Below are 25,150 nucleotides of genomic sequence, written 5' to 3'. Positions count from 1 at the left end.
TATCGACTGCCTCGCGTCACACATTGCGAATAGACATTAAAAAACATATGTTTGTATGGTATGCTAGATTTAATGGCAAGATTATAGCTTACTGAGTCACTGAACCGTCATATGTGTTAAGTAAGACTCATCCGCAATTAACTTATGATACCCATTTTAGGGAGGCAGCATGAATATAGATCCTAAAGCACCAGCCATAGACTGGGAATATGTAGTACAAAATCTGAAATCTTCAGTGACCATTGCAGATGCAAGAAAACCCGATTTTCCGCTTGTATTTGTCAATGGTCATTTTACGGATTTGACAGGGTACAGCCGTGAAGAGGCAGTAGGCTATAACTGCCGTTTTTTACAAGGCCCTGATACCGATCCGCAAGCTGTGCAGCAATTCCGCGATGCACTCACCAAAAAAGAATCGGTGACCATTGAGATTCTGAATTATACCAAACTGGGTATACCGTTCTGGAATGAAGTCAACCTGGATCCGATTTTTGACCAGAATGGGGAATGTCATTATTTTGTAGGAATCCAGTTCGATATTACCAAGCGCAAAAAGGCCGAGCAGCAGGTGCTTCGGGCCAAAGAGCAGGCCGAGATTGCCAATCTGGCCAAAAGTCGTTTTCTGGCCAATATGAGTCATGAGATTCGTACACCACTGAACGGGATTATCGGTATGACTGAGCTGATCCTGCTGAATGAAGTGGAGCAGGATTTACGTGACAATATGAAAATTGTTCAGAACAGTGCAGAAACATTACTGATGCTGATCAATGATATTCTTGATTTTTCCAAAGCGGAAGCAGGTAAAATGAACCTGGAAAATATCGAATACAATCTGCATGAACTGATGGATATGACACTCAAAGCCCATCGTCCGCTGACTATTGAAAAGCAGATTAATCTGAATCTGCATATCGGCTATACCGTTCCTCAAAAGGTATACGGTGATCCGCACCGCCTGAAGCAGGTACTCAATAACCTGATCAGCAACGCGATCAAGTTTACACGCGAAGGCTCGGTTGATGTATCCGTCAATGGAATCGAGATCGATGAGACCAGCATGAAGCTGCATTTCAAAGTCAAAGACACCGGTATTGGCATTGCGGACAAAGACCGGGACAAGCTGTTCAAGAGCTTCAGCCAGGTGGATGACTCCCAGAGCCGCGAGTTTGGCGGGACAGGGCTGGGTCTGGTGATCAGCCAGCAGATTGTAGAACTGATGAACGGTAAAATTACCGTAAAGAGCGAACAGGGTAAGGGCAGCACTTTCGAATTCGCGATTCCAGTCAGTATTCCCGAGCAGCCTGCAGAGCAGTCGGAAAAACCGGGAACTTATGGAACTGCTAAAGATAGAAAAGAACAAAAGGAGTCGGTCATTTCCTATACATCAGTACAGACAACACCTCATGGAAAAGTAAAAGCCGGTCGTCTGCGCGTTCTGCTGGCGGATGATGACCGGATCAGCTGTATCATTACTTCCCGGATGCTGAATAAGCTCGGCTATCATGTGGATACCGTAGATAACGGTCTGGAAGCTATCCATATGTTGGAAGCGGATAATTCCTATGATATGGTGCTGATGGATATTCAGATGCCGGTCATGGACGGTTTGGAGTCTACATACGCGATCCGTCATTCTGACAAAATTCAGAACCGGAATATTCCGATCATCGCTATCACAGCCAATGCATTCAAGGATGACCAGGCACAGGTCCTTGCAGCAGGAATGAATGGAGCTCTCTCCAAGCCGGTTCAGATGGAGCGACTGGTTGAATTGTGCCGCCAGCTGGAAGAGCGTAAAAAGCAGAGCAAAGCCTAATTTTCGGGTAGAACCGATAGAATTCAATACATGCACGTATTTATAAACAGAACGGGTAATATACCAAATAAGCCGCCACGTATCGACGTGACGGCTTATTTGCAGTTAACTTCAAAAGCATAACAGAGAAATCAGCCAACCTATTACAAAAATATAGCGCAGGAAGAAACTCAGTCTTCCATCGTGGACAGATCGCCTGTCGGCAGTTCCAGCTCCCAGGCTTTGAGTACCCGGCGCATAATCTTACCGCTGCGAGTCTTGGGCAACTTATCCTTGAACTCAATCTCACGCGGAGCCGCATGGGCAGACAATCCTTCTTTGACGAATCGCGTAATCTCCTGCTTGAGCTCGTCGGAAGCGGTATACCCTTCACGCAGGGAGATAAAGGCTTTGATCACTTCGCCGCGTACCGGATCGGGCTTGCCGATTACACCGGCTTCCGCGACAGCCGGGTGCTCGACCAGCTTGCTTTCCACTTCAAAAGGACCTACCCGTTCACCGGAAGTATTGATCACATCATCGATCCGTCCCTGGAACCAGAAATATCCGTCTTCATCCATATAGGCGGAATCACCGGAAATATACCAGCCTGGAATACGCACATATTCTTCGTATTTGGCCGGATTGTTCCAGATCTTGCGCATCATGGATGGCCATGGTGTCTTGATCGCCAGGTTGCCCATACGCAGCGGAGGCAGCTCATTGCCCTGGTCATCGACGATAGCGGCTTCAATGCCCGGCAGAGGGCGTCCCATAGAGCCTGGACGGATATCCATTCTCGGATAGTTGCAGATCAGCTGGGCGCCTGTCTCTGTCATCCACCATGTATCGTGAATCCGCTGCTTGTACACCCGGTAACCCCAGCGGATGACCTCGGGATTCAGCGGCTCGCCGACGCTGAGCACATGACGCAGAGAAGAGAGGTCATATTGTTCGACCGCTTCATCGCCTGCACCCATTAGCATCCGAAAAGCGGTAGGCGCACTGTACCATACCGTGACTTTATAACGCTGAATCGTCTCATACCAATCCTGCGGACTGAAGCGGCCGCCGCGGATTACATTGGTTGCACCATTCAGCCATGGGGCGAAGATACCGTAGGAAGTACCGGTCACCCAGCCGGGATCGGCAGTACACCAGTAAATGTCATCCGGCTGCAGATCCAGCACGACCCGGCCGGTGTATTCATGCTGCAGCATCGCCTGATGCACATGATAGACCCCTTTGGGTTTGCCGGTCGAACCGGAAGTGTAATGCAGGATCAGTCCATCCTCCGGATCGACCCATTCGATTTCCGTCTTGTCCGAAGCCGCATCCATCGCACTGGAGAAATGAATCTGGCCTTCCTGCAGTTCGGATTCTTCTCCATAGATAATAATATGCTTCAGATCAGGCAGCTCGGCAGCGGGAACACGACCGACCAGTTTCGGTGTCGTAACGATCGCTACCGCGCCGCTGTCCAGCAAACGGTCACGCACTGCCGTTTCCATAAAAGCTTCGAACAACGGCCCGGCAATCGCGCCGATCTTGAGAATGCCGAGCAGGGTAAAATACAGCTCCGGAGTCCGCGGCATGAAAATGAATACACGGTCGCCTTTGCCAATCCCCAGCTCACGCAGCATATTGGCCGCTTTGTTGGAATACTGGCGAAGCTGCTCAAATGTGTACGATTCATCGCGCTGCGGATCGCTGTAGTGAAGCGCAATTTTGTCTTTTAGTCCGGAAGCGGCATGACGGTCGATGGCTTCATGAGCCAGATTGACTTTACCACTTTCATACCAGCTGAATCTTTTCTCCACATCCGCCCAATCGAACTGTCTGCGGGCTTCTTCGTAATCCATCATATTGGCCTGGCTAGCTTCTACAGCAATGACTTCCATCGTATCTTTTCCCATTAGTACCCTCCAAGTGAATAAGATATAGAGTTTCATTTACCATATATAGCGCTTACAAAATAAGATACTATCTTTTCACAGAATGTTCAAATTTTCCTGTTCTGTAGTTTAACATAGTCAAACCTCTCTTTGTAGTATAAAGCTTTTAAAATGTTGACGTGAAAAATAAGTGTATCAAATGAAAAAAGGATATCTTCCTAAAAATGACGGAAGTATATCCTTTTAAATTAACGAATTGATTCTAGTTGTTGGTAGGGTCTATGAATATTTTACCTTCTGTATATTGAGATTGGTCAATATTTATAATTTTATTTCGAAGTCCTCCTTTTTCAAAGAAAATTAAGTATGGAGGATTTTTAAGCGAGCTACCTCTAACAAAGTAAATAGTATCTAATAGCGAGTCAGTAACCGGATTTACAATAGCATTCACTTTATAAAATAGAATAATAGGCATTGATTCATTTCCATTATAATTTTTGCATGTTATATTTCTAAAAATAGAGTCAGAAGTATTGGAAATCAAAAAACCTCTACGTGTAGCTCCGTCAAATACAATATTCTCAAATAACATATTTCTGGAAGGGGGGTATTTCTCCCCCTCACGATCACTGTAAGAAATAATCCAAGAACCTGAATTTAAACAGGTACCCCCAATGTATTGGGTATTTTCAGTATGGGAGGCCATCAATGCTCTATCGCAATTTAACAATTCAAAATTAGTAATTTTATGATGCGCTCCCTTTTCAAAATGTATAGCATCACTGGCAGATGACTCTATGTAGATTTGGTCAATACAAACATTGCTACAACGTGCAAATCCTATGCCTATACCATTACTTGAAGATTTCTTGGTGTTTTTTATAGAAATCCCGTTAATTTTAATAGTTGAAAATCCATGATCAGGACAATTTATTTCAAATCCATCCCCTGTTTTTAGGCTATTCACTCCATTTTCAAATTTAAAATTGGTTACATATAATCCAGAGCCAATAGAGGTATTGCTGTAATCTGTCCCTTCTACAAAACGATAATTTTTATCGCTTTGTTCAGAGACGGCATCATTAAATAATACACCCCATCCAATATTTCCGGTGACAGTTACATTATCTAAGCGAGTATCCGTAGCAGCAGTTTTGCAAAAAATAGCTTTTCGATCAGTATCTCCAGTTATTGTTACTTGATTTAACTTTGCATTAGTTGTATTTATAAACTCGATAATTCCCCGAGCACTGCTAGTGCTTGCAGCATCAATAGTAATATTGTCTAATGCAGGATGTTTGCCTCTTAATGTAATGGTAGCATTATTATCGGTAAACCTTATCCTGCCATTACGGACTGTGACATGGTCTATAATTTTGATCTCTTTATCAACGTATATAGAAGCCTCATTAAGATCCACAATCCCATCCCCTTGAGAAGCTTGCAAAATAACTGTGTTTAAATCTGTAATATTTTTATATCCCATTTTCTCACTCCTTACAAATTTTTAGGAACGTGTGTTCCTGTTTTTTTATCCTAACCAATTTATTACTAAAAGGCAAGATGAATATTTATTTAAATCTTATATTTCTTATACATTTCAAAAATTATAATCTGTTTGTCAAGTCTAACATTTGGAAAATTGTATTCATTCACAGATGCATTTATTGGAAAATTATATATAATCTTAAGAAAGCGTTATCAATACGACTAGGAAAGGAACCTGGTATGAACCATCTGAAAATCAGACAAAAGGAAGTACTTCATACAGAGAACGGTCCGCTGGTATTGGAAGGTCCTGTGCCGCCGGAGCAGATTCAGCCCTGCCGGATGCATACCGAGCTGGATGCATTTCGGCGGCCGGCCGAGCAGAAGGAAGCCTTGATCGAGATCGCCGGTCTGCCGGAAGGGCGTATTATTATGGCTACCGATGAAGATCAGATCGTCGGTTATGTCACCTTTCATTATCCCGATGAGTACGAGCGCTGGTCCGAAGGCAATATGGAGGATCTGGTAGAGCTGGGAGCGGTGGAGATCGCCAATGAATATCGCGGCTTCGGACTTGCCAAAAAGCTGATCCAGCTCGCCTTTCGGGATCAGCAGCTTGATAATATGATCGTATTTACTACCGAGTACTACTGGCACTGGGATCTGGAAAATACCGGGCTCAGCGTATGGGACTATCGCAAGATGATGGAGAAGCTAATGAAAAATGTGGATATGGTCTGGTTTGCCACTGATGATCCGGAGATTTGTTCGCATCCGGCCAACTGCCTGATGGTCCGGGTGGGCAGCCAAGTACCCCAGTCCTCGGTGGAGGCTTTTGACCGGATTCGTTTTCACCAGCGGTTTATGTATTAACCGGAGCAGATACAGAAGAGAGAGGAGTAAAGGTGATGAATGATGCTGTCTATGTACACCATCCCGATAGTCTGAAATATATATTTCATCAGGGACATCCGTTTGACCAGCGCAGGCTTGTACTAACCATGGAACTGCTGCAACAGTCCGGTGCGCTGCCGGCTGCCAGCATCCTGACGCCGGATCAGCCTCTCGATGAGGAATTGCTGCACCAGATTCATATTCCCGGCTATATCGAAGCAGTCAAGCAGCTGAGTGTTCCTGATCCCTCTGGCGAAGCTCTGCGAAATGCTGCGCAGTATGGACTGGATCACGGGGATAATCCGTATTTTCCCGGGATGCATGAGAGCGCTGCAGCGATCGCTGCCGGTTCGGTCAAGGCGGCTGATCTGGTCATGAGCGGAGCCAGCCGTCATGCCCTGCATATGGCGGGGGGATTGCATCATGCTATGCCCCAGAAAAGCGCTGGTTTCTGCATCTACAATGACGCGGCACTGGCGATTACCCACTTGCGCCAGCGGTATGATGCCAGAGTGCTGTATATCGATACCGATGTGCATCATGGAGATGGCGTGGAGATCTGCTTTTATACCGATCCGAATGTGTTCACTTATTCGATTCATGAGACAGGCAAGTATCTGTTTCCCGGCACCGGTCTGGTAGAGGAGCGAGGGGCAGGAGAAGGGTTTGGATTTACATTGAACGTACCGGTGGAGCCGTATACGGAAGATGCTTCCTGGCTGGAATGTTTTGAGAATACACTGACACAGGTGATGGAGCGGGCAAGACCCGACATTATCATCAGCCAGCATGGCTGTGATGCCCATGCCCTCGATCCACTGTCCCATATTCACTGCTCGATGGAGATCTACCGGCAGATGCCGCGCATGATTCATGAAGCAGCTCATACGTGGTGCGAAGGTCGCTGGGTCGCATTGGGTGGAGGCGGTTATGATATCTGGCGTGTCGTTCCCAGAGCATGGTCGCTCGTATGGCTGGAGATGAGCGGGCATCCGCTGCTGGAGCAGATCAACAGGGAACCTTTGCTTTCCTTGCCGTGCTCCTGGCTGCAGCAATGGCAGGGAGAGAGTCCTGTAGAACTGCCAACGACCTGGCTGGATAATGTGCAGCGCTGGGAACCTATACCCCGGAGAGAGGAGATTGCCCGTCAGAATCGTTATATCAGTGAGCTGGCTGCCTCCTATTTAAAATAAAAATTCCGGTTTTCGTCCGGAAAATATACATTATATAATCGACTGCAAGAAAATCCTTTTGTAAAAAAGTGGCGATAGAGGTTTTTTCGGGTATATAAGCAGTGCCGGGAAGACAGGCAGCTACAAATAAGGAAAAGTAATGAAGAAATGTGCAAATACGCTGCAAAATTGAAGGTTAATGCTGCCTCAATGTAGAAATATACCATAGCATCATTATTATTAGGGCTATTGAATCATTTCTTTGTATCCATGATTTACCTGCCGATCTCGAAAGGAAGAGATGTCTATGTATTATATCCTGCTACCGGCAGAGATTTACCCGGACCGTTACTGGTTCAAGTACAGTTTCCACGATTCACCCGATCATCTTAATTTTAAGAAGGGTACTCCGCAGAAGGATTGGGCCAAGTCGCCCAAATTCCATCTTCAGGGGGAGGTTGAGCTTGGTCGGCTGCTCCATTTTGACTGGTTCATGACCGACGGACCGGATCTTGTAGGTCCGCGGTTGGCCGCACTGATCCGCAAGTATGCCCCGAGGGATGTACAGCTGATCGATGCGGAAGTGACGGTTAATGGCGAACCAATCAAAGGATTCCAGGTTCCCAATATCACTACTGTGATTAACTGCCTGGATATGGAAAAATCGGCATATGTGCCGCTGCTTCCGGGAGTGCACGGCAGTCCGCCCCATTTTATCTCGGTCGCCTTCCGGCCTGATGCACTCAAAGGACACGGCCTGGTCCGTTCCAATGAAGATATCAGTCTGATCGTGGCGTCTGCCGAATTTGTGGAAGCGTGCCGTGCAGAGAATATTACAGGTATCCGTTTTCAGGATAACCTCTGATCTCCAGGCTCTGCTATCACCCGATGGACTGCAGCTCTGATCCGATGCGTCACCAGGAAGTCTCCCCTTTTTAAACGGTAATGATCTGGCTCAAGTGCAATTCAGTATTAGTCTCTCAGCGTTATCGTATTTCAGGTAAAGAATATGACAACTCACACCAAGGAGGCTTTCCCATGAAAAAAGAAGTAGTCGCTATGCTGCTTGCCGGCGGACAGGGCAAGAGACTGAAAGATTTGACCAAATCACTGGCAAAGCCAGCCGTCTATTTTGGCGGAACGTATCGGATTATTGACTTCCCGCTCAGCAACTGCGCGAATTCCTGTATTGACACTGTAGGAGTACTGACACAGTATGAGCCGACACTGCTCCATGCGTACATAGGAGTCGGCAACGACTGGGATATGGACCGTAAAAACGGCGGCGTATTCGTACTGCCACCACATGAACGTCAGGAAGGCAGCAGCTGGTATCAGGGTACGGCAGATGCCATCTACCGCAACCTCAAGTTCGTGGAGAGTTTTGAGCCCGAACATGTGCTGATCCTGTCGGGTGACCATATCTACAAAATGGATTATCAAAAAATGATTGATTATCATAAAGAAAAAAATGCAGACTGCACCATCTCCGTCGTGAATGTCACGCTGGAAGAAGCCAGCCGTTTCGGTATGCTGAATACCCACGATGACCTCAAAATCTATGAGTTCGACGAAAAGCCAAAACACCCGAAAAGCACGCTGGCCTCCATGGGTGTCTATCTGTTTAAATGGGATGTGCTCAAATCCTATCTGATCAAGGATGAGCAGGACCCTGCCTCCTCTTATGACTTTGGTAAAGACCTGATTCCATTACTGCTTGGGGATAACAAAACATTATACGCGTATCCATTCGAAGGATACTGGCGCGATGTAGGTACAATCGAGAGCTTGTGGGAAGCGAACATGGACATGCTGTCCGAAGAGCCCGAGCTGGATCTGAATGATCCCAACTGGCGTATCTTCACACGCAGTCCGAATCAGCCCGCTGCCTATATTGCCCCTTCGGCCAACGTACAGGACAGTATCGTCAATGAAGGCTGCATGGTTCATGGTGAAGTGAAGCACTCGGTTCTCTTCTTCAATGTGGAAGTCGGAGAAGGCAGTGTGATCACGGATTCCGTTATTATGCCAGGCGTCAAAATCGGCAAAAACGTGCGCATTCACAAAGCGATCGTCAATGAAGGCATGGTGCTGGAAGATGGAGCACAGATCGGTGTGGAACGTACGGATGAGAAGGAAATCATGCTTGTAACCAACGAATCATAACATAGGGGACGGTGACTGGAATGAGAGGATTTGTAGGCGTTATTAATCTCGATCATGAACTGGATCAATTGAAGGAATTAACCTATTTCCGCTGCGGCGCGGCTGTTCCGTTTGCCGGCCGTTACCGTTTAATAGATTTTGCATTATCCAATATGATGTATGCGGGTACACAGGATATCGCGCTGTTTGTACGTCGTAAATACCGTTCTCTAATGGATCATCTGGGAGAAGGCAGACCATGGGATCTGGATCGCAAGCGCGGTGGATTGTTCATCCTGCCGCCGGACTGGCATGATCCGACCGATACATCTACAGGGGATCTGCAGCATATCCATAATAATATGGATTTCTTCCATCGCAGCACCGGTGATATCGTGATTCATACCGGTACTCAGCATGTGAACAAAATCGATTACAAGGATGTCTATGCCTATCATCTGGAAAAAGGTGCAGACGTAACTGTTATTTACAAAAAGATCGACGAACTGATGCCGGAACACGGTGCATGCCGCCGGATCGAAGTGGACGAGAGCGGTTTTGTGACGGACATTCATCAGGAACTGGATCATCACAATATTTATCTGGAAGCCTTTATCATGAGCAAGGAACTGTATCTGGAACAGATCAACTACTGCATCGCCCACGGCAAAAGCTATTTCTTCCGTGATGCGATCCAGCACAATCCGAATGGACTGAAAATCGCCGGTTATGAATATACAGGCTACAATGCCGTCATTAACTCGGTGGAAAGTTATTACAAAAACAGCATGGACCTCCTCTGCCCGAATAACTATCAGCAGCTGTTCCGTGAAAACCCGGTTCAGACCAAGATTAAATACGAGGCGCCTGCCAAGTATCTGGAGTCTGCACAGGTGCACAATTCCCTGGTGGCCAATGGCTGCGTAATCGGCGGCGAAGTGCAGAACAGTATTCTGTTCCGCGGCGTCAAAGTCGAGAAGGGTGCCAAGGTAATCAACTCGATCATTCTGCAAAAGTGCACTATTGAATCCGGAGCCGTGCTGGAAAATGTAATCCTCGATAAGGATGTACAGATTACCCATGATCGTACGCTGATCGGTGATGTTAAACACCCTTATGTAACAGCCAAAAGTACTTCTCTGTAAACGCTGATGCCAATCTGACTGCAGGAGGAATACACTTTTGTTTAAAAACAAAGAAGAATTCAAACAGATTTTTCAAAATAACGTAGTTTCCAAGCTGGGTAAGCCGCTGGATGAAGTATCCAATGAAGACGTCTATACGATTCTAAGCCGGATGATGCGCGAGTTTGCCGGTAAAGAGTGGGCAGCAACCAACCGGGAGCTGCGTCAGGATCAGGAGAAGCAGGTGTATTACCTGTCGCTCGAATTCCTGATTGGGCGTTTGCTGGGTAATAACCTGCTTAATATGGGCATATTGAAGATCGTCAAGGAAGGTCTGGATGATCTGGGGATCTCACTGGGTGATATCGAAGAGGAAGAAGCGGATGCAGGTCTGGGCAACGGTGGTCTTGGCCGTCTGGCTGCCTGTTTCCTCGATTCCCTGGCTTCACTCGGTTATGCCGGTCATGGCTGCGGAATACGCTATCAGTATGGATTGTTTGAGCAGAAAATTGTCGATGGCAACCAGGTAGAACTGCCGGACGACTGGCTGCAAAAAGGTTTTGAGTGGGAAGTCCGTCGTGCCGATCGCAAGGTGGAGGTACGCTTTGGCGGTCAGGTCGAGACGCGTGAAGAAGATGGGGAACTGTATTTCACGACCCGTGATTATGAAGCGGTCTGGGCGGTGCCTTATGATGTGCCGATTATTGGCTACAAAGGCGGCAATCCGGATTATCATATCAACACACTGCGCCTGTGGAGTGCAGAGCCGGTCCGTGAGATGGCCAACCGCAACATGGGCAATGGTGGCAGTAACTACTACAACTATCTGAACTACAACCGCTCGGTGGAATCCATCTCCGAGTTCCTGTACCCGGATGACAGTCATTATGAGGGTCGTCTGCTGCGTCTGAAGCAGCAGTACTTCCTCTGTTCTGCAGGTCTGCAGAGTATTCTGCGTACGTATGACAAGCTCAATCTGAGCTATGATCATCTGCCGGACCAGATCGCTATTCATATTAACGATACGCATCCGACACTGGTCATTCCGGAACTGATGCGCATCCTGATGGACGAGAAGGGATATGGCTGGGAGACAGCTTGGGATATTACCTGCCGCACCGTATCTTATACGAATCATACGATTCTGAGTGAGGCTCTGGAGAGATGGCCTGCACAAATGATCCGTGAGCTGATGCCGCGGGTATACATGATCATTGAAGAGATCAATGCCCGCTTCTGCAAAATGCTGATGGATAAATATCCGAACGATCCGGATCGTGTGGCGCATATGGCGATCATTTATGATGATCAGGTCAAAATGGCTCATCTGGCTATCGCCGGCAGTCACAGTGTTAATGGGGTAGCTGCGCTGCATACGGATATTCTCAAGGAACGGGAAATGCGTAATTTCTATGAGCTGTATCCACAGCGTTTTAATAACAAGACCAACGGCATCACGCATCGCCGCTGGCTCATGCATGCCAATCCCCAGCTGTGCGATCTGATCACCGATTCGATCGGAAACCGCTGGATTACTCATCCACAGGAACTGGTGGGCATTCTGAAATACAGTGAAGATGCCGGATTCCAGGAAAAGGCAGCAGCGATCAAGCAGCATAACAAACAGCGTCTTGCTTCGTATATTGAGCAAAAGTACGGAACGGTGGTCAACACCGATTCGATTTTCGATGTACAGGTCAAGCGTCTGCACGCCTACAAGCGGCAGTTCCTGAATATTCTGCATGTCATGTATTTGTACAATCAGCTCAAATCGATGCCGTCCCATGATATGGTACCGCGTACGTTTATCTTCGGTGCCAAGGCCGCGCCGGGTTACTATCTGGCGAAGAGCACGATCAAGCTGATCAATACAGTCGCGAATGTCGTCAATAATGATCCGGATGTGAAGGACAAGCTGAATGTCTTTTTCCTGGAAAATTATTCGGTATCCCTGGCAGAGAAGATTATTCCGGCCGCCGATGTGAGTGAGCAGATCTCTACAGCGAGCAAGGAAGCTTCCGGTACCGGGAATATGAAGCTGATGATGAACGGTGCACTGACGATCGGTACGATGGATGGCGCGAATGTGGAGATGCACGAGATGCTGGGAGACGCCAATATGTTCATTTTCGGTCTCAATGCAGATCAGGTAATGAACTATTATCAGCATGGCGGCTACAATGCACGTGATATCTACAACAGTGATCCGCGGATCAAGGAAGTGGTCGATCAGCTGGTAACGCCGGGTGCATTCGCCCAGAATTCCTATGAGTTTGATTCCCTGTATCGTTCGCTGCTGGATGGCAATGACGAATACTTTATGCTCAAGGACTTTGATTCATATGCCGAGTCCCATGTGCAGATCGAAGCCGCCTACCGCAATCAAAAAGACTGGCTCAAAAAATCGATCCATAACATCGCTCATTCCGGTAAATTCTCCAGTGACCGTACAATTGGACAGTATGCTTCCGAGATCTGGAAGATTCATCCGGTGAATAAATAAAATGAAAATAACCCTCTCACACTGCTGGGGAACAGCAGGGGAGAGGGTTACTTTATGCAAAGGCACAATTACACATTGGCATAATCATCAATCCATAATCCAGTAAAGGTGGCTATCGCTTGAATACTACCCGTACAACCATATTGCTCGCCGGAGCAACAGGAGATATCGGTGAACGAATCGCCAGAGCGCTTGTTCAGCAGGGTGCGCATGTGCATGCCGTTGTCCGCCCGAATACATCTGCGGACAAGCTGGAGCATCTGCACCAGCTGGGTATCGATACGCTTCCTGTAGATTATAAGGATGCAGCCGCCATGCAGGCAGCTTGTGCAGATGTCTCCTGCGTCGTTTCGGCGCTGAATGGGCTGCGTGATGTAATGATGGATAATCAGACCCTGCTGCTGAATGCGGCTGTGCAGGCAGGAGTGCCGCGCTTTATTCCATCCGACTATTCGATGGATTACCGGAATCTGCCGGAAGGCTCCAACCGCAATCTGAATCTGCGCCGGGAGTTTATGAAGCGGCTCGATCAGGCGCCCATCGCGGCGACGTCCATTTTGAACGGAGCGTTTGGCGAACTGCTGACCGGGATGGCACCGATTGTGCTATTCCGTTACAAACGCATTCTGTACTGGGAAAATGCGGATCAGCTGCTGGATTTTACGACCAAGGATGATGTGGCGGCCTACACGGCAAGGGCGGCTTTGGACCCTCATACACCGCGGTTCCTGCATATTGCTGGCGATCAAGTCACTGCTCGCCAATTGGCAGCTATCATGACAGAACTTACCAGCCAGCATTACCGCCTGTTCCGTGCAGGTGGGCATAAGCGTCTGGAGAGGCTGACTGCCATCGCACGCCGTTTTGATGTCAAGCAGGAGGATCCTTTCCCGGCCTGGCAGGGCATGCAGTATATGAATGGCATGTTCACCGGTGCAGGCAAGCTGCCGCAGCTCGACAATGACCGTTATCCTGATATGCAGTGGACCTCAGCCCGGCAGGTACTGTCTGAACATATCAGCAGCTAGCCCGCTCTGCACTCCGTGAATGAGCAGCGAGTACTCCACGTTCACCACCGGTTGGATTTTTGCGATACTGTTTGGGTGTGATGCCGACGTATTTTTTGAATATTTTCGTAAAATAGCTCTGATCATGGAACTGCAGCATCGCGGCAATCTCTGCGAGAGAGTGGGCGGAGAGACTGATCAGCCGCTTGGCTTCTTCCACGCGGGCCTGCTGGATATACATCACCGGCGATACCCCGGTCTCACGCTTGAATACCTGGGACAGATAATCGGCATTGAGCTGTGCCGCCGAGGCGAGTTGATGCAGATGAATCGGCTCGTACAGATGATTGAAAATATAATTTCGGCAAATATTGATCTCTTCCGAATAACGCTGCCGCTGGCCTTCCAGCACACGATCAACAAAGTCGGTATGGCATTTTTGCAGCGCAATTTTTACTTCGGCAGGCGTCTGGCATTCTTCGATCGCCTGAATATGCAGATCGCTCAGTGTATAGGCAATCTCCGCATTGACTCCGCCATCCATCGCAGCCCGGGTAGCGAGTGTGATGGAGCAGATCGCCAGGTTTTTCTCGCTGCGCAGCAGGCTTTTTTTGGATAGTACGCCCAGTTTCTCGGTAGGAAATCCCAGTTCCCATTTGACCAGGTCTTCCTTGCGTCCTTCACGGATGTACTGCAGGAAGACTTTTTCCATTTCAGGGTTCTGATGATAGGTGGACTGGGTATGCTGCTCATTACCGTTATAGGGAGACGGTGGCTCATCCGGCAGCTCATTTATAGCAATATCGATATACAGCGTATGCTGAATGACCTGGGCGATATCCAGCTGCACCTGATACAGCATATAGTGGATCATCACTGCTGCATTATAGATCCGTTCCTTGGAGACCAGCGGCACCCGTCGGTAAAATTCCAGCACATTATCCTGCTGACGAAAGGTAAGATGATAATCCCGTATAATGCCTTTGACCAGCTCCTCCGGCACAATTGCATGGAAAAAAGGTCCCGCAACCAGTGTCCCCTGCTGCATCCCATCCTGATGGAGCGGAATTATGAGATACTGTTCCAGAAAATTGGTCGCCTTGACCGCGGGATAACCATCCGGGAGCTGAGCGGTCAGCAGCGCAAGTCCCTGCAGCTTATCGGTATAAAGCGGGTTAAACGGCTGGATCGGGTATTCGTCAATCACTTCACTACTTATATCCAAAATATACATAGGCATATGGTATTCCACATACAGCATTTTCATCACAAAACGCAGCATGCTTAGAAATTCAGAATTCATTATGTATTCCTCCGTATGATGGCAGATTAATCAGCCGTAACAATTCAGTGTAACAATTCAGTGTAACAAATCAGTGATAATGAACAGGTGAAGTAGCCATAACGATTATTTCTGGCTATTTTACCAAAAATACAAGAATAATACCATAAATGCACTGCAAATAAGCCTACATTATAGAGGAACTTATTTCTATCTTCAGACCGGCTTTGTAATAACTTGAAGGGCATGGAATGTGCAGTAACATTCGATTGTTACTCCTCGCTGATTCGAGTGGAGATTCCATTGTCACAGCCATAACACGGTCAAACCCGGTCTGATCCAACTTATCATGATACAGGAGATGGGATACGATTATGAAAACGGAACAATCCAACATACATGCAGAATTGTCTGCACTGGTCGCTCCATACCGCAAGCAGGACGTTGCTCCACGCAGTGACGAGAATATCCGCGAGTCTGCCGAGCAGCTGCTTGGCGAGATGACATTATCCGAGAAGATCGGTCAAATGAGCCAGTGTGCCGACTCTGAATTTGCTTTTGGCGGAGAGATCGAAGCCGATCCGACCGAACTGCTCGTACGCGAAGGACGTGTCGGTTCCATCCTCGGTGTCTTTAACAGCCGCCGCACATTTGATCTGCAAAAGCTGGCGGTTGAGCAGTCCAGACTGGGTATTCCGCTCATGTTCAATGCCGATGTGATCCATGGCTATCAGACTATTTTCCCGATCCCGCTCGCCTGGGCCTGCAGCTGGGATCTGGAAGAGATCAAGCGTGTCTGTATAATTGCAGCCAAAGAAGCGACAGCGTCGGGAATTACGTATAATCATGCACCAATGGTCGATATCAGCCGCGATGCCCGCTGGGGTCGTGTTATGGAAGGTGCAGGTGAAGATCCTTATCTTGGTTCACTGATTGCGCGTGCCCAGGTTGAGGGATTTCAGGGAGACACGCTGTTCAGCAAAGAGACGCTGATCGCCTGTCTGAAGCATTTTATCGGTTATGGCGCTTCCGAAGCCGGGCGCGACTACAATACGGTAGATATCTCGGAATGGACGCTGCGCAACGTGTACCTGCCACCGTTCAAAGCCGGTCTGGAAGCAGGCTCTGCCTCAGTGATGAACGCATTTAACTTTTACAATGGTATTCCGATTGCCGGTAACAAGTTCATTCTGCATGATCTGCTGCGCGAAGAGCTCGGATTCGATGGCATGCTGATCTCCGATTATGGTGCAGTGGATGAGATCTATATCCATGGCGCCGCAAGAGATCGCAAGGACGCTGCCCGCCAATCGCTGGAAGCTACGATGGATATCGAGATGGTCACCCAGCTGTACGAGAATTATCTGCCTCAGCTGATTGCAGAAGGCAAAGTAGAGGAAGCCCAGATTGATGCGGCTGTACGCCGGATTCTGATTTACAAATACAAAATCGGTATTATGGATGATCCGTTCCGTTATATCCGTCCGGAAAAGGAAGAAGAGTACCATTTCCATGCCGATCATCTGCAGGCGAGCCTGGAGCTTGCCCGCAAATCGATCGTTCTGCTCAAAAACGAAAACCACCTGCTGCCGCTGCACACGGAAGCAGCTGCAGCAGGTACACAGAAGATCGCCGTTATCGGACCGTTTGCCGACAGCAAAGATATGCTTGGTACATGGCAGTTCTCCCGCTACAAGGAAGAGACCGTTACCCTGCTGGAAGGTCTGACTGCCAAAGGAATCCCTCAACAGCATCTGCTGTACGCAGAAGGCAGCAGTGTACTGGAGCCAATTGAAGGCGGCATTGAGCAGGCTGTACGTATAGCCAAAGCCGCTGATGTTATTTTGCTGGCATTGGGTGAGCACAGCGAAATGTCAGGTGAAGCGGCTTCTCGCATGGATATTTCCATCCCTGCTCCCCAGCAGCAGTTGGCCGAAGCAATCGTTGCACTGGGCAAGTCGGTTGTACTCGTACTTACTAATGGCCGTCCGCTCGTGCTGGACTGGTATGAGCAGCATATGGATGCGATCGTGGAGACCTGGTTCCTCGGTTCTCAAGCTGGGCATGCGATTGCGGATGTACTGACCGGCGATTACAATCCAACCGGCAAACTGACGATGAGCTTCCCCAAGCATGTTGGCCAGTCGCCGATCTACTACAACCGCTTTAACACCGGTCGCCCGGTCACAGTAGAGAATCAGCAAGAGAAGTACATTTCCAAATATCTGGACGGTCCGAATGAGCCGCTGTATCCATTTGGCTACGGACTGAGCTATTCGCAGTTCAGCTATTCTGATCTAAAGCTGGATCGTCAGCAGATGAAGCGTGGAGAGAGCATCATCGTGACTGCCACCGTAACCAATACAGGCAGCATCGCCGGTGAAGAGACGGTACAGATGTATATTCAGGATCTGTACGGAAGCACCGTTCGTCCGGTCAGGGAGTTAAAAGGGTACCTCAAAGTGCAGCTCGCTCCACAGGAATCGACGCAGGTCGAATTTGTAATCACCGAGCAGGATCTGGCCTACTGTAATGCAAAGCTGGAATGGACGGCCGAAGAAGGCGAGTTCAATGTATATGTAGGCACACATTCTGGCAGCACTCTGGAACAGACTTTTGAACTAATCGGATAAATTTTTTCGACATTATTGTATGGAAACACTCCATCCTGGGTAGTAAATACTATACAAATCGCCAAAATCCTATGTGGAGAAAAGGCTTACAATTACGGTTGTCATTTTATGTCGCCTATGTTAGTATATTTGTATAGAAACCAAAACACGGATTGTTACTGAGAAATCAGGCAAAACCGAAACTGACTAGCATGTCATTTTTGGTTTTGCCTTTTTGAGTATCTTTATAAAAAAAGGTGATGAGAATGAAAATATCGCAGGTTCTGAATAACAATGTCGTCACCGTTGTAGATCCTGGCAAACAGGAATTGGTCGTCATGGGCCGTGGGATCGGATTCAAGAAGCATCCGGATGACCTCGTCGATGAAGCGAAAATTGAAAAGGTATTCAAACTTGAAAGCCAGGAAATATCGGATAAGCTAATGACCTTATTATCGGATATTCCAATTGAATACATGGAATGCTCGGATGAAATTATCCGGTATGCGCAGACTGTACTTGGCAGCAAGCTGCATGACAGCATTTATATTTCGCTGACAGACCATATCCATTTTGCTATTGAACGGCATCGGCAGGGATTGGAAATCAAAAATGCATTACTATGGGAAATCAAAAAGCTGTACCGCAAGGAATACTATATCGGTACCAAGGCATTACAAATGATCGAAGACAAGCTCGGTGTATCGCTTCCCGAAGATGAAGGCGGATTTATCGCGCTTCACTTTGTTAATTCCCAGCTGAACGGGCAGATGAGTGAGACGGTAAGCATGACCAATATCGTCAAGGATGTACTTCGCATCGTCACCCGGCATTTTGTGATCGAGCTGGATGAGGAGTCCCTCAATTACTTCCGGTTCCTGACCCATCTCAAGTTTTTTGCCCAGCGAGTGGTGAGTGGAGCGGCGAGCGACCAAGGCGACAGCCCGCTGCACGATATGGTCAAATCCCAGTATCCACAGGCATATGCCTGTGCGCTAAAAATTCAGGATTATACCTGCAAAATTCATCAACGGGATCTGTCCAACGAAGAATTGCTGTACCTGACTATTCATATCGAGAGAGTCACAAAGAAAGAAAATGTAGATCAAACGTAAGTAATACGCAATTGTTCCAGGAATATGAAAGTGCATACCAGCCGTTACAATTAAATACCCGACAGGGATTGTTACTTTTGGTAGGCAAAACCTAAATGTCGTTGAATGATACCAGTTTCCAGCTCAAGGGCTGGCATAACTTCATTCATCCGCATTTAGGTTTTTTTATATTCAAACAAAGACAATAAATAGTGTATATTCCATAAAGAGGAGTGTTCAACGTGGATAAGGAGAAAGTGGCCAAAGACGTACTCGAACTGGTCGGTGGGCAAGAGAATATCGATCAGGTGACACACTGTATGACCCGACTGCGATTCAACCTGCATGATGACAACAAAGCAAACAAAGCTCAACTGGAGAAAACACCAGGAGTGATGGGCGTTATGAAAAATGGCGGCCAGTTCCAGGTCATTATCGGCAATGATGTGGCCGCTGTCTATAAAGAGCTATCCCGTGCGATGTCCGGTGGCAAGCGTATGGAGACAAGCAGTACGACCGGACCGAAAAAGAAACGCAATCCGATCAGTGCATTATTCGACTTTATCTCCGGGATGTTCACACCGATCCTGCCGGCCATTACCGGCGCAGGGATGATCAAGGGAATTGTAGCGATTCTGGTAGCTCTGGGCTGGATGTCCGATAAAAGCTCCACATATATTATTCTGTCTGCGATAGGCGATGGCGCCTTCTACTTCCTGCCAATTATTCTGGCCGTGAGCGCAGCACGCAAGCTGGGCAGTAATATGTATATCGGTGCAGCGCTTGGTGCAGCGATTATGCACCCGACGATTACGGCGTTGCTGGCACCGGGGGATACGGTATCCTTTGCCGGTCTTCCGGTGCTCGCAGCAACCTATTCCTCAACCGTTATTCCGATTGTCATCGCCATCTGGATTGCTTCTTATGTAGAAAAAGCAGTAGACCGGATTACCCACGCTTCCGTCAAATTGCTGATCGTACCTACCGTAACACTACTAATTATGGTACCGCTCACATTGATCGCCGTCGGTCCGCTTGGTTCTCTGATCGGTAACGGATTATCCGGTGGAATTACATGGTTGTTTGATAATGTATCTGTACTGGCAAGTATCCTGATTGGCGGCACGATGTCACTGCTGATCATTACCGGCATGCATTATGCACTGACTCCTATCGTGATCGGTTCCATTACGACGCTCGGTTATGACTTTATTATTCCACTGATGTTTGCAGCCAATCTGGGACAGGCAGGAGCGGCACTGGGCGTAGGGATGCGCGCAAAAAATAGACAGCTCAAATCGCTTGCCTATTCGACAGGTGTAACGGCAGTGATGGGGATCACCGAACCGGCGATGTATGGGGTAAATATGAAATACAAAAAACCATTTGTCGCCGCATTGATCGGTGGCGCCGCAGGTGGGGCATTTATGGGCATTATGCATGTTAAGTCGTATGTTATTACCGGCCTGGTAGGCCTCCCAAGTATCGCAGCCTTTATCAGCCCGCAAATCAGTACACTCGTCTATGCGCTGATCGGCGGAGTAATCGCTTTGGCAGTTTCAGCCATCGTAACCTACTTTATGGGTATCAAAGAAGGTAACGAACCGGCGGAAGAAACCAAAGCCGTAACAGAAGAGGTGGCAACCAATACGGCTGTAGACACCGGCGCAGTAGCTGCCACACTGATTGATCATGAATCAGAATCGCGCACAGTAACACCGGCACAGATCATGAGCCCGATCAATGGTGAAGTGAAGCTGCTGAGTGAAGTTCCCGATCCAGCATTTGCCCAGGAAATTATGGGACAGGGCGTAGCGATTGAGCCTTCGGAAGGCCGCGTTGTCTCTCCTGTCAATGGAACAGTATTTTCGGTCTCCAAAAGCGGTCATGCGATCGGTCTGGTCAGCGAGGAAGGTACCGAGATGCTTATTCATATCGGCATCGATACAGTGAAGCTGAAAGGCAAGCATTTCACTCCACATGCCCAGGCAGGTCAGGAAGTCAAAGTTGGCGATCTGCTGATGGAATTTGACCTTCAGGCTGTTCGTGCAGACGGCTACGAGACGATCACACCGGTAATCGTAACGAATATCCAGAATTATAACCACCTGGAGCCTGCAGGTGAGCGGATGGCTCAGGCAGGACAACTGCTGTACAAATTGAACTAATTCGAATAAAGATTAAAAATCCCGATAAAAATTAAACTCATCCAAAAAAGAGCCGGAAGATATGCAGTAATCTGCAATCTTCTGGTTCTTTTTATGAATATCGATATAGACTGCAGAAGATGCCAATGCTTTTAGTGATCTGAAAAATGCTGGCTGTTAAAGGTATCTGGCTGCACTCAGTTCTTACTAAAAAGAATAGGCCGGTATACAAATACAGTATGCAAATTCGCATAGGAAAAGCCTGATCAGCACGGCTGCCGTATCAAGGACAGCAGTCGTGTTGGCAGGCTTTTAAAATTGCGGGGTGTTCAGGTAAATAATGCACTCCAGAACAATCGTCACTGCTGTCAGACAGAACAGGCAGAGGCAGCGCTTGCTTATACAATTGCTTAGCTATGTATGCGTATAGAGGCGCTTACTACTGTGTAGGTGCATAGTGCGGCTTGTACAGTCGCTTATAGGGCCCTATACAAAGGGGCTTACAGCAGATCGCCGTTAAATGCTTTGATCACGATTACGCCGCCCCAGACGATTGTAATACCGGATTGTACCAGATTAAACGGATCATTCAAGTGAAAAACAGAAAAAAACCAGCCTTTCCAACATGAATGTGGAAAGGCTGGTTTTTTTTTTTTTTTTTTTTTTTGAATCGCTTTCAAAGAACGCTTACAAATAGCGTTTACATTTTGGAAGAAGCGACCATGTTGGGTTGTACTGCACCGACCGGGTTGCGACGCTTCTTGTCATTGGAGAGACCGAAGATCGAGACGATGGTAATAACCAGTACAATGGCACTCAGGAAGTAATACGTATTCTGGAATCCAATATTGGTATACATGTTGCCCGCAATACTGGAGAAGATAACAATGGCTGCCTGTTTGGCAAAGTTAAAGGCAAGCAGATAAATCGTAGCGGACAGTCGTACATCAAATACACTGGTAATGTATTTGAAGATGGATACGAGCAGCAGCGGCATTTCCACAGCAGCGATCAGACGCAGCAGGGAGAGGGAAATGGTATCGGTTGCAACAGCGCTTCCAAAGATACGTACAAAGGTAAGAACGCCGAACAGGATCAGACCATTCTTAGCACCGATCTTGTTAATGATCCATGGCATGAAGATCATCAATACTGCTTCAATCGCCGTTTGCAGGGATACCAGCTCACTGAAGCGCTGTGTACCAATAGCTGTCGTCGGGAAGAACTGATTGTAATAGTTCGGGAACTGCTGGTCGAACACGTCATATACGCTGGCCGTACCGACAATCAGCAGAGACAGGAACCAGAAGTTGCGTAATTTGAAAATGGAGAATATCCGTTCCTTGGTAATCTCGCCACCATCATTTGCCGGATCGGCAGCGATCGCAGCCGATGTATCGACTTTGGCTGTACGCAGCAGAATACCCAGCACAGCAGCCGAAGCGGAAGCGAACCAGAAAATGCTGATCGGATTGGCAAGGTACATAATACCACCAATCAGTGTAGCTACAGCACCTGCGATAGAACCGAACAGGCGCACACGTCCATACTCAATGGAGCTGGCGCGGCTGGCACGTTCGATATACGCTTCGACGACCCCTACGCCACCCTGAAATACGGCACTCAGGTAAATACCACCAATGATTGCGCCTACCCAGACGTTGAATTGCAGAATCGGAATAAATACCCAGGTGAAGAATGGACCCATCAACAGGGCTGCGCAGACTACAAACCAGAACAAATTTTTCCGGAAGCCGAGCTTATCGGAGATAACGCCAAAGAAAGGCTGGTAACAAAGGGCGATCAGTGAGATCGCCGAGAACACTAGACCGGTCTGACCTGCATCAAGACCAGCCTGCTCCTTAAGCCAGATCGGCAGGAAGGCCAGTACAATCGCCCAGATTAAGAAGTAGAAGAAGAACAGACCGCCAAAATTCCAGAAATTCCATTTAGGTAATTTCATAATGTAAACCTCCTATCCAATATCAAGCATTGTCTCTATTTGTGGACTGCATGTTATGGTATGTCTATGTTCCAGTATGGCCTCTGCCTATAAAATCAGGAATGAACGAATCCTTCGTCCGGTACCGGCTTGCCAAAGTTGGGTGTGCCATCTTCATTCCACTCGATAAGCTGAGCACGAGTATGACGGTTAGGATCATGCAGCGGATCGCCTACAATCTCAGTGTAGTTGCGTGCATGATAGATCAATACATCATGCTGATCATCCTCTGAGCGGGTGAAGCTGTTGTGACCTGGACCATATTGTCCGTTCTCCGGTGCACTGCGGAATACAGGCTGCGTCGATTTGTGCCAGGAGTTGATATCCAGCAAATCGCTGTTCTCATCTGCACTCAGCAGACCCATGCAATAGTTGATGTCGGTAGCGCTTGCAGAGTAAGTAATGAAGATTTTGCCGTTCTTTTTAAGTACAGCAGGACCTTCGTTAACGAGGAAACCAACAGTTTCCCATTCCAGCTCCGGCTTGGTAAGCATGATTTGTGGACCTTTCAGTGTCCATGGGTTCTCCATCTCGGAAATGTACAGGTTGGAGTTGCCCGGAATATCATAATCACGTTGCGCCCATACATAGTACAGTCTGTCATTATGTTGGAATGTAGTCGCATCCAGAGCAAAGGATTCCCATTCCGTAATGATCTGGCCTTTTTCTACCCATTCGCCTTCCAGCGGATTGGCAGCGTCGGTCTCGATCACATACATACGGTGGTTAAACGTATCATTGACCGGATGATCAACGTCTGCAGCTGCAAAGTAGATGTACCATTTGCCATGAATATAATGAATCTCCGGTGCCCAGATCAGCTGGCTCATCGGGCCATGCTCGTGCTTGTGCCATACGGTCACCGCTTCGGCATCTCCCAGCCCCTGAATCGTGGTGGAGCGACGGATTTCGAGGCGATCGTACGTAGGTACGGATGCCGTAAAGTAATAGTATCCGTCCGTGTGTTTGTACACCCATGGATCAGCACGCTGCTCTACAATCGGATTTTTAAATGTTTGAGATGAATTCATTATTTTCCACTCCCTTTTCAAATTAAACCATTCTATAATATTCAGGTAACGCTTACATGAACACTATAAAATAATGTACGTACAAGTTACCTTAACAAAAATGTTAATAATAAATAAGTACATACATAACTTGATTAAATCCTAGCACTTTTTTTTCAAGAAAGCAATAATAAATCCATAATGTTGTAGGACAACCTTTATAAAAAGACATCGTTTGGACAATGTTGTACGTACAATTAGATACGAAAATAAATAATTAAACAAATAGGGTGATTTGGTCGATAAAGGTTATAAATGCATATGCATAAGCCAGAAATACATTCAAGGAGCCAACCAATATGAAAATTGAACTTATTGTCTTTTATGTGGCGAGTCAGCCTTATGCGATTAATTTTAATGAAATTGACGAGATTCAACCTGCGAAAAAAGGAACACCATTGCCCTTTGCAGAAGACTGGCATGAAGGACTGATCACGGTTCGTGGGTCCCTTTATCCACTCGTTAACCTGCGCAAATTGCTCGCCGTCTCTTACGACAGTCCAAAAGAAACAGATAAAATGATTCTGCTGCGCCGTTCTCGTGTAGCTCTGCTCGTCGATGAGCTGGATAACACGGCGATTATTGATGAATCCGACCTGCGTGAGAACCCGGAAGTGAACAGCCGTGATATCCTGCCAAGCGCATTTGAATCCAATGGCAGCATCGTGCCGATCATTAATGTGGAAATTCTGCTGTCCTATACACGTAATTCCTACGTATAATCGTTCGCTGACGGATAAGAATATATACAACGATAAGCCTTGTCTGATTGCAGACAGGGCTTTTATTTTTGTTTGGGAAGAAAGAAGAAGGAAAGCGAGAGGCAACAGGTGCAGAAAAGACTCCCTGAAGCGGGAACAGCTGGCGGTGCTTCTCTTAGCATGACAGAGCAGTCGGATATGCTTTATACTAAAAGA

At 47.5% G+C, this 25,150-nt stretch carries 17 protein-coding genes; 12 read left to right on the top strand and 5 right to left on the bottom strand.

Annotated features, from left to right (window positions below; all coding sequences use genetic code 11):
• Positions 1–169 precede the first annotated feature (169 nt).
• Positions 170–1,819, top strand: a complete 1,650-nt coding sequence (locus tag M1D61_RS12355; RefSeq protein WP_458118851.1) for an ATP-binding protein — start codon at positions 170–172, stop codon at positions 1,817–1,819.
• Between the two features lie 170 nt (positions 1,820–1,989).
• On the opposite strand, the gene acsA is transcribed toward M1D61_RS12355, so the two are convergent.
• Positions 1,990–3,714: an acetate--CoA ligase gene (gene acsA, locus M1D61_RS12350; protein WP_458118850.1), complete on the bottom strand. Its 1,725-nt coding sequence runs from the start codon at positions 3,712–3,714 to the stop codon at positions 1,990–1,992.
• 241 nt (positions 3,715–3,955) lie between these two features.
• Complete coding sequence (locus tag M1D61_RS12345; RefSeq protein WP_458118849.1) at positions 3,956–5,179, bottom strand: hypothetical protein; 1,224 nt, start codon at positions 5,177–5,179, stop codon at positions 3,956–3,958.
• 242 nt (positions 5,180–5,421) lie between these two features.
• Between M1D61_RS12345 and M1D61_RS12340 the strand changes: the two genes are divergently transcribed.
• The 7 genes from M1D61_RS12340 (at position 5,422) to M1D61_RS12310 (ending at position 14,047) form a co-directional block, all read left to right on the top strand.
• Positions 5,422–6,054: a GNAT family N-acetyltransferase gene (locus M1D61_RS12340; protein WP_458118847.1), complete on the top strand. Its 633-nt coding sequence runs from the start codon at positions 5,422–5,424 to the stop codon at positions 6,052–6,054.
• 35 nt (positions 6,055–6,089) lie between these two features.
• Entirely contained in the window at positions 6,090–7,268 is a 1,179-nt protein-coding gene (locus M1D61_RS12335; RefSeq protein WP_458118846.1) for an acetoin utilization protein AcuC, read from the top strand.
• A gap of 286 nt (positions 7,269–7,554) precedes the next feature.
• Positions 7,555–8,112, top strand: a complete 558-nt coding sequence (locus M1D61_RS12330; protein WP_458118845.1) for an imm11 family protein — start codon at positions 7,555–7,557, stop codon at positions 8,110–8,112.
• A 173-nt stretch (positions 8,113–8,285) separates the two neighbouring features.
• The gene (locus tag M1D61_RS12325; protein ID WP_458118844.1) at positions 8,286–9,413 is read left to right on the top strand and encodes a glucose-1-phosphate adenylyltransferase; all 1,128 of its coding nucleotides are present in this window, start codon (positions 8,286–8,288) and stop codon (positions 9,411–9,413) included.
• A 20-nt stretch (positions 9,414–9,433) separates the two neighbouring features.
• Positions 9,434–10,537 (top strand): glucose-1-phosphate adenylyltransferase subunit GlgD, encoded by a 1,104-nt coding sequence (glgD, locus tag M1D61_RS12320; RefSeq protein ID WP_458118843.1) that lies wholly within the window; start codon positions 9,434–9,436, stop codon positions 10,535–10,537.
• A gap of 37 nt (positions 10,538–10,574) precedes the next feature.
• A complete protein-coding gene (locus tag M1D61_RS12315) occupies positions 10,575–13,019 on the top strand; it encodes a glycogen/starch/alpha-glucan phosphorylase (protein ID WP_458118842.1) in 2,445 nt (814 codons plus the stop codon).
• Between the two features lie 119 nt (positions 13,020–13,138).
• The gene (locus tag M1D61_RS12310) at positions 13,139–14,047 is read left to right on the top strand and encodes an NmrA family NAD(P)-binding protein (RefSeq protein ID WP_458118841.1); all 909 of its coding nucleotides are present in this window, start codon (positions 13,139–13,141) and stop codon (positions 14,045–14,047) included.
• On the opposite strand, the gene M1D61_RS12305 is transcribed toward M1D61_RS12310, so the two are convergent.
• Positions 14,037–15,329, bottom strand: coding sequence for a helix-turn-helix domain-containing protein (locus M1D61_RS12305; protein ID WP_458118840.1), 1,293 nt, complete (start codon positions 15,327–15,329; stop codon positions 14,037–14,039). The two genes, M1D61_RS12310 and M1D61_RS12305, sit on opposite strands and share 11 nt — an antisense overlap.
• Positions 15,330–15,682: 353 nt before the next feature.
• Between M1D61_RS12305 and M1D61_RS12300 the strand changes: the two genes are divergently transcribed.
• The 3 genes from M1D61_RS12300 (at position 15,683) to M1D61_RS12290 (ending at position 21,182) form a co-directional block, all read left to right on the top strand.
• A complete protein-coding gene (locus M1D61_RS12300; protein WP_458118839.1) occupies positions 15,683–17,941 on the top strand; it encodes a glycoside hydrolase family 3 N-terminal domain-containing protein in 2,259 nt (752 codons plus the stop codon).
• Positions 17,942–18,186: 245 nt separating this feature from the next.
• Positions 18,187–19,035 (top strand): BglG family transcription antiterminator LicT, encoded by an 849-nt coding sequence (gene licT, locus M1D61_RS12295; protein ID WP_458118838.1) that lies wholly within the window; start codon positions 18,187–18,189, stop codon positions 19,033–19,035.
• 221 nt (positions 19,036–19,256) lie between these two features.
• Positions 19,257–21,182 carry a beta-glucoside-specific PTS transporter subunit IIABC gene (locus M1D61_RS12290; protein WP_458118837.1) on the top strand — a complete coding sequence of 642 codons (1,926 nt, stop codon included), beginning with the start codon at positions 19,257–19,259 and terminating at the stop codon, positions 21,180–21,182.
• A gap of 679 nt (positions 21,183–21,861) precedes the next feature.
• On the opposite strand, the gene M1D61_RS12285 is transcribed toward M1D61_RS12290, so the two are convergent.
• The gene (locus tag M1D61_RS12285) at positions 21,862–23,124 is read right to left on the bottom strand and encodes an MFS transporter (protein ID WP_046214361.1); all 1,263 of its coding nucleotides are present in this window, start codon (positions 23,122–23,124) and stop codon (positions 21,862–21,864) included.
• A 95-nt stretch (positions 23,125–23,219) separates the two neighbouring features.
• On the bottom strand, positions 23,220–24,194 hold the full coding sequence (locus M1D61_RS12280) for a glycoside hydrolase family 43 protein (RefSeq protein ID WP_458118836.1): 975 nt from the start codon (positions 24,192–24,194) through the stop codon (positions 23,220–23,222).
• A 338-nt stretch (positions 24,195–24,532) separates the two neighbouring features.
• Here M1D61_RS12280 and M1D61_RS12275 point away from each other — a divergent pair, with 338 nt between their 5' ends.
• Positions 24,533–24,955, top strand: coding sequence for a chemotaxis protein CheW (locus M1D61_RS12275; protein ID WP_046214359.1), 423 nt, complete (start codon positions 24,533–24,535; stop codon positions 24,953–24,955).
• Positions 24,956–25,150: the final 195 nt, after the last annotated feature.

Source organism: Paenibacillus sp. Z6-24 (assembly GCF_054161335.1).
Note: the sequence above shows the minus strand (reverse complement) of the source record. Positions and strands in the feature narration are given on the sequence as shown.